The sequence below is a fragment of the Streptomyces humidus genome, from assembly GCF_014649655.1.
Taxonomy (GTDB): domain Bacteria; phylum Actinomycetota; class Actinomycetes; order Streptomycetales; family Streptomycetaceae; genus Streptomyces; species Streptomyces humidus.
On record NZ_BMTL01000001.1, the window covers coordinates 210029 to 222378 of the forward strand.

Genomic DNA, 12350 nt, shown 5'->3' on the forward strand with positions numbered 1-12350 from the left:
CCATTCTCCCTCGCCGACCGCCGGTTTCCGCACCGGGCCGACAGGAGCCGCGGCGGGGAGGGCCGGGGCCACGACGGCGTCCGCCGCAGCCGTCCCCCAGATCCGGCCGGGCCCCGCCGCCCGTCGCGCCTTCCGCACGCCCGCGCACGCACGCTCGCAGGAGGGCGGCGCGGCACGACGGGCGGGCGCCTCAGGACGACGTGCGGGGGCCGGCCGGGGTGCGGGCCCGGGCTCCGGGACGGACCGGGCTCACTGCTGCTCGGCGGCCGGCAGCGCGTTGCGGCGGATCACCTCGGCGTACCAGTGGGCGCTCGCCTTGGGGATGCGGCGCTGGGTGGAGTAGTCGACGTAGACGGCGCCGAACCGCTTCGAATAGCCGTAGCCCCATTCGAAGTTGTCCAGCAGGGACCACAGGAAGTAGCCACGCACGTCGGCTCCGTCGGCCACCGCCCGCCGCACGGCGTCCAGGTGCGCGTGCAGGTAGGCGATCCGCTGCGGGTCGTTCACCCGGCCCTCGGGAGAGACGTAGTCGTCGAAGGCGGCGCCGTTCTCGGTGACCATCAGCGGCAGCCGGGGGTGCGACGCGGCCAGGCCGGTCAGCAGGGTGTGCAGACCTTCGGGGTCGATGGCCCAGTTCATCGCGGTGAGCTGGTCGTTGGCGAGGTGGAAGCCGACGTGCTCGGAGCCGGTCCACGGGGAGTGGTCGCTCGCGCCGTGCCCGTCGTTCTTGGTGCCGGCGCCATCGCCGGAGGAGACCACGGTCGGGGCGTAGTAGTTGACGCCCAGCACGTCGATGGGGCGGGAGATCTCCTCCAGGTCGCCGTCGTGCACCAGCTCCGCCCAGTCGACCAGGTGCGCGGTGTCGGCGATCAGGTCCTCGGGGTAGGCGCCGTCCAGGACGGGGCCGGTGAAGATCCTGTTGCCGACCGCGTCGATCCGGCGGGCGGCCTCGGCGTCCTCGGGGCGGTCGGTGAGGGGGCGCACCTGGTGCAGGTTGAGCGTGAGGGAGGTCTGCGCGGACGACGGCAGGTTCGCGCGCAGCGCCCCGACCGCCAGGCCGTGGCCCAGGTTGAGGTGGTGCGCGGCGCGCAGGGTGGCGGCCGGGTCGGTGCGGCCGGGGGCGTGCACACCGGAGCCGTAGCCCAGGAACGCCGAGCACCAGGGCTCGTTGAGCGTGGTCCACAGCCCGACGCGGTCCCCGAGGGCCCGGCCCATGATCTCCGCGTAGTCCGCGAAGCGGTGCACGGTGTCGCGCTGCGGCCAGCCGCCCGCGTCCTCCAGCTCCTGCGGCAGGTCCCAGTGGTAGAGGGTGGCGACGGGGGTGATGCCCGCCTCCAGGAGCTCGTCGGTGAGCCGGCGGTAGAAGTCGAGTCCCCGCTCCACTGCGGGGCCGCGCCCGGTGGGCTGGACCCGGGACCAGGAGACCGAGAAGCGGTACGCGCCGAGGCCGAGGTCCTTCATGAGCGCCACGTCGTCGCGGTACCGGTGGTAGTGGTCGGCGGCGATGTCACCGGTGTCGCCGTTGCGCACCTTGCCGGGGGTGTGGCTGAAGGTGTCCCAGATGGAGGGGGTCCGGCCGTCCTCCGCGGCGGCGCCCTCCACCTGGTACGCGGCGGTGGCGGCGCCCCAGAGAAAGCCCGACGGGAAGGAGGTGTCGGCGGCCGGCTCGGCCTTGGTCTCGGTTCGTACGGCAGTCATGGAGAGAACGCTCCCAAGTGGCGAGAGGAAGGGCCGGACGGTGATCCGGCGATGGGGGGAAGCGGACGGGGGCACGGCTCTGGGCGCCCGGCCGGGCACGGCCCGCGTGCGGGGCGGGCCGTGCGGAACGGCGACCGGGGGTGCGGGGGCGTCGGACCGGCACCCCGGCGGTCGCCCGGGATCAGCCCTTGACGGCGCCCGCCATGATGCCGCCGACGATCTGCTTGCCGAAGACGACGAAGACCAGCAGCAGCGGAAGCGTGCTGATCAGCGCTCCGGCCATGACGATGCTCTGGTCGGGGGTGTAGGAGGCGCTGAGCTGGCCGAGCGCCACCTGGAGGGTGGGGTTCTCCTGGTTCAGGGCGAGGAAGGGCCAGAAGAAGTCGTTCCACGCCTGCACGAAGGTGAGCATGCCCAGGACCATCATCGCGGGCCGGGCGGCGGGCAGGACCACGTTCCAGACGATGCGGATGTTGGTCGCCCCGTCCACCTTGGCCGCCTCGATCAGCTCGTAGGGCAGGGCCTCGAGCAGGTACTGGCGCATGAAGAAGACGCCGAAGGCGCCGACCAGGGTCGGGAAGATCACCGACTCCAGCTTTCCGCCCCACCCGATGTCCGACATCAGGATGAACAGCGGGACGACGCTGAGCTGCGGCGGAATCGTCAGGGTGGCGATGACCGCGGTCATCAGGGCGCCACGTCCGCGGAAGCGCATCTTGGCGAAGGCGTAGCCGGCCAGGGTGCAGAAGAACAGCGTGGCCGCGGTGATGCAGCCGGCCACGATGAAGCTGTTGACGATGGCCTTGCCCAAGTGGGCCTGTTCCCAGGCCGCTTGGAGGTTGCTCCACAGCCGGCCGCCCGGCAGGAACGGCGGCGGGCTGTCGAGGACCCGCTGCTGGTCGTGGGAGGCGGCCACCAGCGTCCAGTACAGCGGGAAGATCGAGCCCAGGCCGACGACGACCAGGGCTGCGTAGGTGAACGGGCCGCCGTTGAGGTGCTGTCCGGCGCCGAGCTTGAAACGGCCGCCGCTCTTGCCGGCGGAGGCGGGAAGCGGTGCCGGGGCGAGGTCCGGCGCGGTCTTGGTGGGACTGGTCGTGGTCATCGATATCGCTCCCGTCAGGCCGCGCTCTTGCGCACGAACCGGCCGACGATCCAGTTGATCAAGGCGATGAGCAGCAGCAGGACGAGCATGGCCCAGGCCACGGCCGCCGCCGGGCCCAGATGCCCGAGCTTCCAGCCGTAGTTGAAGAGGTAGATGCTGAGGGTCTCGTACTGGTGCTCGCTGCCTCCGACGGCGCCGATCGTGCCGCCCTGCAGCAGCAACGGCTCACCGAACAGCTGCATGGAACCGATCGTCGAGATGACGATGGTGAACAGGATCGTCGGTCGCAGCGAGGGGATGGTCACCTTGCGGAACTGCTGCCAGCGCGTCGCGCCGTCGATCGAGGCCGCTTCGTACAGGTCGGTGGGCACGGCCTGCATGGCGGCCAGGTAGATCAGGGCGTTGTAGCCGGTCCAGCGCCAGATCACGATGACCGAGATGGCGATCTTGGACGTCCACTCGCCGTCGCCCCAGTCGGTGTCGCCGAAGCCGACGAAGTGGAGCACCCAGTTGAGCAGACCGCCGTCGGCCCGGAAGACCAGGGCGAAGACCAGGGCCGCGGTCGCCACCGAGGTGGCGTACGGGGTGAGGATCACCGTCCGCCAGACGGTGCTGGCGCGCAGCTTGTAGTTGAGCAGGTGGGCGAGGCCCAGCGCCACGAGGAGCTGCGGGACGGTCGAGATGACGCCGATCACGAACGTGTTCGAGACGGCCGTCCAGAACTCGGAGTCCTGGAGGATCTTGGCGAAGTTGTCCCAGCCGACCCACTCGGACTGGTCGAGGCCCGTCATCTCCACCCGGTGCAGGGCTATCCAGCCCGTGTAGAGGAGCGGGTAGAGCCCGAAGGCGCCGAAGATGAGGAAGAAGGGGGCGATGTACGCGTACGGCGACGCCTTGTCGTCGAAGCGCCACAGCCGCGTACGCCACGCGCTGGGTCCGTTCGACGCGGCGCCGGAGCCGCCGGGTGGCGGGGTGTGGGCACCCCGTACAGGGGTTGTGGTTGCCACGGAGGGAGTCCTTCCCTGGATGTCTGGGCCGGGTAGGGGCGGGAGGCGGGATGACGTGCCGGCGCCGCGTTCCGCCGCCTGCGCGGATCGGCACGGTGGCGGGCGGCCGGTGGCGGACGGCCCGGCTCCCGGCGGCGACGTGACGCTTCCCGCTCGCGCGGAGCCTGTCACGCGGCTCCGCCACGTTCCAGGACTCCGGCCACCACTCACCGGTCACCGGTCACCGGCCCCGGACGACACGGTGCCGCGACGTCCGCGCAGTGTCTGCCGGATGTCGCGGAGCGGACCGGGCTCGGACGGCCGGCCCGGTGCTGGGCCCCCCGCGCCCACGGCGCGGGAGCCGCCACCCGGCCCCGCGCGCCGCAACGCGGTGCGGGCAGCCCATGAGGCCGCCCGCACCGGCGGATGTCAGCCGATCACCTTGTCGATCGTGTCGGTCGCGGCCTTCCACGCGTCGGCGGGCTTGGTGCCGCGCTTCTCCATGTTGTTGATCTGCGTGGAGATCGTGTCCTTGATCGTGGCGTCCTTCGGGCCGAGCACGGTCTCCGGGATGGCCTTGGCCTCCTCGGCGTAGATCTGGCCGATCGGGGCGTCGCTGAAGTACGGGAGCTTCGCGTCCTTGACGTCGGCGAGCTCGTAGGCGCCCTTGTTGGAGGGGAAGACGCCGATCGCCTTGAACACGGCGGCCTGCTGCTCGGGGGCCGTCAGCCACTTGACCAGCTCGGTGGCCTCCTTGGTGTGCTTGCCGCCCTTGGGCACGGCCAGGAAGGAGCCGCCCCAGTTGGCCGCGGTGGCGCCGGGAGCACGGCTGATGTCCCACTTGCCCTTGTAGGCGTCACCGGAGTTGATGGAGATCTGGCCGGCCATCCAGGCGGGGCACGCCACGGTGGCCACGGTGCCCTTGCGCAGCGCCGCCTTCCAGGGGTCGGTGAACTGCGGCAGACCCTGGGTCAGCTTCTTCGAAGCGGCCTCGGCGGACAGGTTCCAGGCCTGCTGCACGGAGGGGCTGTCCTTGTAGATCGCCTTGCCGTCCGCGTCGTAGTACTGCTTCGGGGAGGAACCGACGACCGCGTTGTACATGGCGCTCGCGGAGTCCATGAAGAAGGTGCCGGCGGGCGCCTTCGCCTTGAACTTCTCGCCGAGCTTGATGTAGTCCTCCCAGCCGCCCTTGACCGCCGCGGCGACGGCTTCGCGGTCGGTCGGCAGGCCCGCCTGCTGGAAGAGGTCCTTGCGATAGCACAGGGACATCGGGCCGATGTCGGTGCCGGCGCCTATGACCGTGCCGTCCTTCGCGGTGGCCTGCTTCTCCTTCCAGGAGACCCAGTCGGCCACGTTGATCGTCTTGCTCAGGTCGGTGAACTTGGCCGCCTGGGTGTCGACGACCTCCTTGATACGGCCGACCTCGATGCCGGTGACGTCCGCCAGACCGCTGCCCGTGTTCAGCTGCTGAAGAAGCTTCGGGTAGTAGTCCTGCTCGTTGGCGGTGGTCTCCTCCTGGACCGTGATGTTCGGGTGCAACGTGTGGTACTTGGCGAACAGGCCGGCTTCCTTGTAGCCGAACTGCCCGAAGTCGGCCAACTTGAGAGTGATGTTCCCGTTGGAGTCCGAGGCGTCCGAGTCGCCGTCGTCGCTGCAGCCGGTCAGCAGCAGCGCCGAGGCCGTCAGGACCGTGGTGGTCAGGGCCGCTGCTCTGCGGCCGCGACCGCCGCTGGTACGGGTGATGCGCATTCCACTACTCCTTGTTCCAGTGGGAACGGGATCTCAGGAATCGGACCGCCGGGGTTCGACGCTCCCGACCTGCCCTCTCGATTCGAGCGCCGGCCAGCCCACCGCACTCGGGGTGCGGTGAAAAGATGCTGGTCAGCGGTGCGCCGTGTACGGCAGAGGGAAGGACTGTTGGTGGTTCGGTTCACGGAGGAGAGGGCCCCCGACCGTCCGTGGGACCGCTCCCACGCGGCATGCCGGAAGACTCCTTGCTGCCGGACCGGGTGTCAAGACTTGAAAACGGCGTTGTTGCGCAAGCGTGTTCTGCACGTCACGTGAATGTGTCGCACCGGACCGGGTCGTCTGCCAGGACATCACCCCGTCTCGCACAGGAATCACGCAGGTCATGAGCGGGTCGGCGCTCGGCGCGGGAGGCCGGAGCCGCTCGCCGGCATCCGCGCCCGGATTTTCCGAGCCGGAACGCGGCGGTGCCGGACGGTCCGCCGGAAGGTGAACGATCAGCCCCGCAACGCGCCACGCCCCACCGCGGCACATCGCGCCGCGCCGCACCGGGACCGCGCATGGACCCGCACCGCGCCGCGCCGCATCGCACCACACCGCGACGGGACCATGCCGGGACCGCTCCGGAGCGAGGCGCCCACCGGGCGGCACGGAAGACGAACGGGCCGACGGGTGGGGCGGGGGGCGGGTCGGGGGTCGGGGTCGACAGACGGGTTCGGGGGTTGGAGTCAGGGAGCGGGCCCGGGGTCGAGGGGTTGCCCTGGGGCCGGAGGGCGGAGGGCAGGGGCCGCAGAGCGTGAGCAGGGGGCGGAGGGCGAGGGCCGCAGAGCGGAGAGCAGGGGGCGGAGGGCGAGAGCCGCAGAGCGGAGAGCAGGGGGCGGAGGGCGAGAGCCGCAGAGCGGAGAGCAGGGGGCGGAGGGCGAGAGCCGCAGAGCGGAGAGCGGGGGGGCCGGAGGGCGGGCCGGAAACGAGGGCGGACCCCTTTCCGCAACCCCCTTTTGCCGTGGGAGCGCTCCCATGCATAATGGGCGCTCACCCGACTCACGGGAGCGACTTCATGCCCGACCTGATGACCGCGGCCTTTCCCTCCTCCTTCCTCTGGGGCGCCGCCACGTCCGCGTACCAGATCGAGGGGGCCGTGCGGGAGGACGGCCGTACGCCGTCGATCTGGGACACCTTCAGCCATACGCCGGGCAAGACGGCCGGCGGCGACTCCGGTGACATCGCCGTCGACCACTACCACCGCTACCGCGACGACGTGGCGCTGATGGCGGACCTGGGCCTGTCGGCGTACCGCTTCTCCGTCTCATGGTCCCGGGTGCAGCCGACGGGACGCGGGCCCGCGGTGCAGGCGGGCCTGGACTTCTACCGCCGTCTGGTCGACGAGCTGCTGTCGAAGGGCATCAAGCCGGCGATCACCCTCTACCACTGGGACCTCCCGCAGGAGCTGGAGGACGCGGGCGGCTGGCCGGAGCGGGACACCGCCCACCGGTTCGCCGAGTACGCGCAGATCGTGGGCGGGGCCCTCGGCGACCGTGTGGAGAACTGGATCACGGTGAACGAGCCGTGGTGCAGCGCGTTCCTGGGCTACGCGGCCGGAGTGCACGCACCGGGCCGCACCGACCCGGCGGCGTCGCTGCAGGCGGCCCACCACCTGAACCTGGCGCACGGACTGGGCGCATCGGCGCTGCGCTCGGTCATGCCGGCCCGCAACACGGTGGCGCTCAGCCTCAACTCGTCGGTCGTGCGCCCGCTGTCCCCCGGCAACGCCGAGGACCTGGCGGCCGTCCAGAAGATCGACGACCTCGCCAACGGCGTCTTCCACGGCCCGATCCTCAAGGGCGCCTACCCGGAGACGCTGCTGGCGGCGACGTCGTCGCTGACGGACTGGTCGTTCGTCCTCGACGGCGATCTGCGCGCCGTCAACCAGCCGCTGGACGCCCTGGGCCTGAACTACTACACGCCCACCCTCGTCTCGGCGGCGGACGCGGAGCCGAGGGGGCCGCGCTCGGACGGCCACGGCACGCGCGACCACTCCCCCTGGCCGGGCGCGGACGACGTCGCCTTCCACCAGACTCCGGGCGAGCGCACGGAGATGGGCTGGACGATCGACCCGACCGGGCTGCACGAGCTGATCATGCGTTATACCGAGGAGGCGCCGGGGCTGCCCCTCTACGTCACGGAGAACGGCGCGGCGTACGACGACAAGCCCGGTCCGGACGGCCGCGTCCACGACCCGGAGCGCATCGCGTACCTGCACGGTCATCTCTCCGCGGTGCGCCGCGCGATCGCGGACGGCGCGGACGTCCGCGGCTACTACCTCTGGTCCCTGCTCGACAACTTCGAGTGGGCGTACGGCTACGGGAAGCGGTTCGGGGCGGTGTACGTCGACTACGCGACGCTCGACCGCACCCCGAAGTCGAGCGCGTACTGGTACGGCCGGGCGGCGAGGACGGGAACGCTGCCGGAGGTCGGGACGGTCTGACCACGGAAACCACCTGCCCGGGGGGCAGGAGGGGGGAAAGGGCGCGGCAGGCGGTGGGGGCTTGCCGCGCCCTGGTCGTCCCGGCGGCCGGAGGCGGCCCCGGCCCGTTGCTCAGCGGCTTCCCGGCGCCATGAGCGACCGGGTGGGCCGCACCGTGACCGGGCGATCGCCGCGACGTCGTCGCCTCGACCCGACGACTCCGTCCGTGACCGAGGCGAGCTTCACGACGTCATCGTCGGCGTGCGGCCCCGTCACGTCCCGTGCGGCTCCCTCACCACCGCGACGCCGCCCGGCGGAACCGTCACCGAGCCGTGCGCCGCGGGTTGCGCGGTGAGGAGTTCGACCGACCCGGCGGCCACCGCTACTTCGGCTCCCGCCCCGCTGTGGTCGATGAGGAAGAGATAGTCCGCGTCGCTCCCCCGCCGCCGGGCCGCCTCCACGCCCGGCGGCACGTCCGAGAGCACCGGCCGCACGCCCGCGTCCTCGCGGATCCGGGTGAGCAGCGCCGCCAGCGTGCGCCGGTCGGGGAGGGTGGCCAGGTACCAGGCGGCGCCGGCGCCGTGCGCGTGCCGGGTGACGGCGGGGACGCCGGCCAGGGGGCCGTCCGTGTACGAGGCCACCGTCTCCGCGCCGGCTGGCCGGACCCGCTCCGACCACAGGGACGCGGTGCCGCCCCCGCTCAGCCCCACCGTCTCCCCCGGCAGCAGCGGGAAGAGTTCGTCCGTGCGGACGCCGAGCGCCGTGCGGAAGGCGCCCGGGTAACCGCCCAGCCGCACATGGCAGTTCTCGTCGACGGCGCCGCTGTGGAAGCCGACGGCCAGGGTGCCGCCCCGCTCGGCGAAGGCGGTCAGGTTCGCCGCGCCGGCGTCGTCGACCAGGTACAGGCTCGGCGCGAGGACCAGACGGTACGCCGACAGATCCGCGTCGGGGCGGACGAAGTCCACGGCGACGCCGGCCCTCCACAGCGGCTCGTACCAGGACCTGGTCAGTTCCAGGAAACGGACCTGTTCGCTGGGCTGCGACGGAAGTTCCAGCGCCCAGCGGGCGTCCCAGTCCCAGACGATCGCCGTCTCGGCCGTGCCCGTGCTGCCGCGCACCTCCGCCAGTGCCCTCAGGTCCGCGCCGAGCGCCACGACGTCCCGCCAGATGACGCTGTCCGTGCCCGCGTGGGGCAGCATCGCCGAATGCCACTGCTCGGCGCCCGCCTTGGCCGCCCGCCACTGGAAGTACGCGATGCCGTCGGCGCCGCGCGCCACGTGCGCGAGGGCGTTGCGGCGCAACTCCCCTTCCTTTTTGGCCCGGTTGACGGGCTGCCAGTTCACGGCGCCCGTGGAGTGCTCCATCAGCAGCCAGGGCAGGCCGCCCGCGAGCGAGCGCACGACGTCGCCGTGCATCGCGAGGTCGACCTCCGACTCGGGGTCGGTGGAACGGAGGTAGTGGTCGTTGGAGACTATGTCCAGCTCCGGCGCCCAGCGCCAGTAGTCCAGCGCGTCGAAGTTGTACATCACCATGAAGTTGGTCGTCGCGGGCACCGCGGGGGCGGCTTCCGCCAGCACCTCGCGCTCCGCCCTGCACAGCGACAGCAGTTCGTCGCTGCAGAAGCGGCGCCAGTCCAGCCGGTGGGTCGGGTTGTGGTCGGTGCCGGTCGCCCGCGGCGGCAGGATCTCGTCCCAGTCGTAGTACCACTGGCTCCAGAAGGCGGTGCCCCAGGCGTCGTTCAGCGCGGCCAGGTCGTCGCCGTACCGGGCCCGCAGCCAGCGGCGGAACGCCTGCGCGCTCGTGTCGCAGAAGCACTCCGCGTTGTGGCAGCCGTACTCGTTGTGGATGTGCCACATGACCACCGCCGGGTGGCCGGCGTACCGCTCTCCCAGCGCGCGGGCCATCCGCAGGGCCGCCTCCCGGTAGGCCGGGCTGCTCGGGCAGAACGTCTGACGGCTGCCGTACGACAGTCCGCGGCCGTTCATGTCCACGGGCAGCGCCTCGGGGTGGGCCCGGAAGAACCAGGCCGGGGGCGCGGCCGTCGGGGTGGCCAGGTCGGCGGCGATGCCGTGGGCGTGGAGCAGGTCGAGGACGCGGTCCAGCCGGGTGAAGTCGTAGACGCCCTCGGAGGGCTCCAGCAGCGCCCACGCGAAGATGTTGACGCTGACCATGTTCACGCCAGCCTCGGTCATGAGCCGCATGTCCTCGGCCCAGACCTCCTCGGGCCACTGCTCGGGGTTGTAGTCGCCGCCGTAGGCGATGCCGGGGACGTTCAGCGGACGCTCCATCACTCGCCTCCCGGCCGGGAGCACCCGGCGGTGGGCGTCGGACGGGGGGTGCGGGCGTCGAGGGCGTACGCGCCGCTCGGGCTCCAGGACTGCCCGCCCTCGTGGACGCGGGCGGGCCGCGGGTCCACGGGGACGGTGGCCGCCGGGGTGAAGGGGTGGTGCACGGGGATCTCTTTCGCGGAGGAAGGGCTCAGCCCTTGTTGGCGCCGAGGGTGAGGCCGCTGACGAACTGGCGCTGGAGCACGAAGTACACGATCAGGGTGGGGATCGCGGTGAGCAGGGCGCCGGCGGCGACCAGGTTGGGGTCGGTGAAGTACTGGCCGGAGAGGTTGTTCAGGGCCGAGGTGATCGGCATGTTCTCGCCGGTGGAGATCAGCACGATCGCCCAGAAGAAGTCGTTGTAGATCCAGATGGACAGCAGCGTGGCCAGGGCCGCCATCGCGGGCTTGCACAGCGGCAGCACGATCTGCCAGTACAGCCGCCACACCGACGCCCCGTCCACGAGGGCCGCCTCGGTCAGCTCGTGCGGCAGTGAGCGCATGTAGTTGCTGAGCACGAAGGCGCAGAACCCGGACTGGAAGGCGACGTGGATGAGGACCAGGCCGAGCGCGGAGTCGTAGAGCTTACCGCTCACGGTGATGCCGGGCAGGTCGACCAGCAGGTACAGGCGGTACAGCGGGGTGATGATGACCTGCTGCGGGAGCAGGTTGCCGGCGGTGAACACCAGCAGCAGGAACAGGTTGACCCGGAAGTCGAACCGGCTGACGTAGAAGGCCACACAGGACGACAGGAACAGCGTCAGCAGCACCGCCGGGACGGCGATGATCAGCGTGTTGCCGAAGTAGTGGAGCATGTCCGACTGCTGGAACGCGTTGGTGAAGTTGTCCAGGCTCAGCTTGTCGGGCCAGGAGACGTAGCCCTTCTCGCTGGTCTCCGCATACGGGCGCAGGGCCGCGAACAGCGCCCACAGCAGGGGCGCCAGCCAGGCCAGGGCCGTGACGACCAGGAACGTGTGCAGCAGGATCCGGGCGGGGCGCAGGGGGGTGCGCCGTCCGTTCCCGAGGGTCGCGCTCATGCTCGCCGCTCCTTGCGGAAGGTCGCGATCAGGTAGGGGATGATCACGGCGAGGGAGATCACCAGCAGGACGACGGCGATCGCGGAGCCGTATCCGATGCGGCTGGACTCGCCGATGATGTTGTTGGTGACCAGGATCGACAGCAGCTCGGTGCCCTGGGCGCCCTTGTTGAAGACGAAGACCAGGTCGAACGCGCGCAGGGCCTCGATGATCGTGACGACGAGGACGACGGTGTTGGTGGGGCGCAGGGTGGGGAAGACGACGTTCCTGAACGTCTGCCACTCGTTGGCGCCGTCGAGGGCGGAGGCCTCGCGCAGGGCCGGGTCGACGCTCTTGAGACCCGCCAGGTAGAGGATCATCATGTAGCCGGTGTGCCGCCAGGACGCCGCGATGAGGACGGCCCACAGGTTGAGGTGCGGGTCGCCGATCCAGTCGATGTAGTGGCCGGGCTTGTTGGCTCCGATGATGCTGTTGATCAGGCCGGTGTCGGGGTTGTAGACCAGCTGCCAGACGAACCCGGTGACCGCCAGCGAGACGACGACGGGCAGGAAGAACGCCGTCTGGTAGACCCGGCTGAAGCGGATCTTCTTGTCCAGCTGGAGGGCGAGGAACAGGCCCATCGGGGTCGGGACCAGGATGAGCACGACGAACCAGATGACGTTGTGCTGGACGGCGGGCCAGAACTGCGGGTTGTTGGTGAACAGCTCCCGGAAGTTGTCGAGTCCCACCCACTTGATGGAGTCGAAGCCGATGCCGTCCCAGGTCGTGAAGGCCAGGGCGATCGAGGCCAGGGCGGTGACCCAGACCAGGGCCACGTGCAGGATCGTCGGCAGGCCCGCCATCAGGGCGAGTGTGAACCGGTCGCGGCGGGTCAGCAGGCGCCGGTGGCCCTGCACGGCCCGCTTGTCGGGGGATGCGGTGCCCGGAGGCGGCACGGCGGCCGCCTCCGGGGAGTTCGTGGTGTCCACGGTCATGGTGTCGTTGCTCATCC

The 12350-nt window shown here is 71.1% G+C and carries 8 protein-coding genes and 1 pseudogene; 1 reads left to right on the plus strand and 8 read right to left on the minus strand.

Features of this window, described 5'->3' with window-relative positions; genetic code table 11:
- Positions 1-249: 249 nt before the first annotated feature.
- The 4 genes from IE239_RS00910 to IE239_RS00925 all read right to left on the minus strand — a co-directional run bounded on the left by IE239_RS00910 (position 250) and on the right by IE239_RS00925 (position 5535).
- On the minus strand, positions 250-1698 hold the full coding sequence (locus IE239_RS00910; protein WP_190147252.1) for a GH1 family beta-glucosidase: 1449 nt from the start codon (positions 1696-1698) through the stop codon (positions 250-252).
- Positions 1699-1879: 181 nt separating this feature from the next.
- The gene (locus tag IE239_RS00915) at positions 1880-2800 is read right to left on the minus strand and encodes a carbohydrate ABC transporter permease (protein ID WP_190147253.1); all 921 of its coding nucleotides are present in this window, start codon (positions 2798-2800) and stop codon (positions 1880-1882) included.
- Positions 2801-2814: 14 nt separating this feature from the next.
- Positions 2815-3807 (minus strand): carbohydrate ABC transporter permease, encoded by a 993-nt coding sequence (locus IE239_RS00920; protein ID WP_190147254.1) that lies wholly within the window; start codon positions 3805-3807, stop codon positions 2815-2817.
- A gap of 408 nt (positions 3808-4215) precedes the next feature.
- Positions 4216-5535, minus strand: coding sequence for an ABC transporter substrate-binding protein (locus IE239_RS00925; RefSeq protein ID WP_190147255.1), 1320 nt, complete (start codon positions 5533-5535; stop codon positions 4216-4218).
- Positions 5536-6589: 1054 nt separating this feature from the next.
- Here IE239_RS00925 and IE239_RS00930 point away from each other — a divergent pair.
- On the plus strand, positions 6590-8017 hold the full coding sequence (locus IE239_RS00930; RefSeq protein WP_190147256.1) for a GH1 family beta-glucosidase: 1428 nt from the start codon (positions 6590-6592) through the stop codon (positions 8015-8017).
- 251 nt (positions 8018-8268) lie between these two features.
- Here IE239_RS00930 and IE239_RS00935 read toward each other — a convergent pair whose 3' ends face one another.
- From IE239_RS00935 to IE239_RS00950, 4 genes and pseudogenes are all read right to left on the minus strand, one after another.
- Positions 8269-10284, minus strand: coding sequence for a beta-galactosidase (locus IE239_RS00935; protein WP_190147257.1), 2016 nt, complete (start codon positions 10282-10284; stop codon positions 8269-8271).
- An 8-nt stretch (positions 10285-10292) separates the two neighbouring features.
- A pseudogene (locus IE239_RS00940) lies at positions 10293-10448 on the minus strand (alpha-galactosidase); the annotation flags it as partial.
- Between the two features lie 26 nt (positions 10449-10474).
- Positions 10475-11359: a carbohydrate ABC transporter permease gene (locus tag IE239_RS00945; protein WP_190147258.1), complete on the minus strand. Its 885-nt coding sequence runs from the start codon at positions 11357-11359 to the stop codon at positions 10475-10477.
- Positions 11356-12333 (minus strand): carbohydrate ABC transporter permease, encoded by a 978-nt coding sequence (locus tag IE239_RS00950; RefSeq protein ID WP_190147428.1) that lies wholly within the window; start codon positions 12331-12333, stop codon positions 11356-11358. The genes IE239_RS00945 and IE239_RS00950 overlap by 4 nt, the downstream gene beginning before the upstream one ends.
- Between the last annotated feature and the right edge of the window lie 17 nt (positions 12334-12350).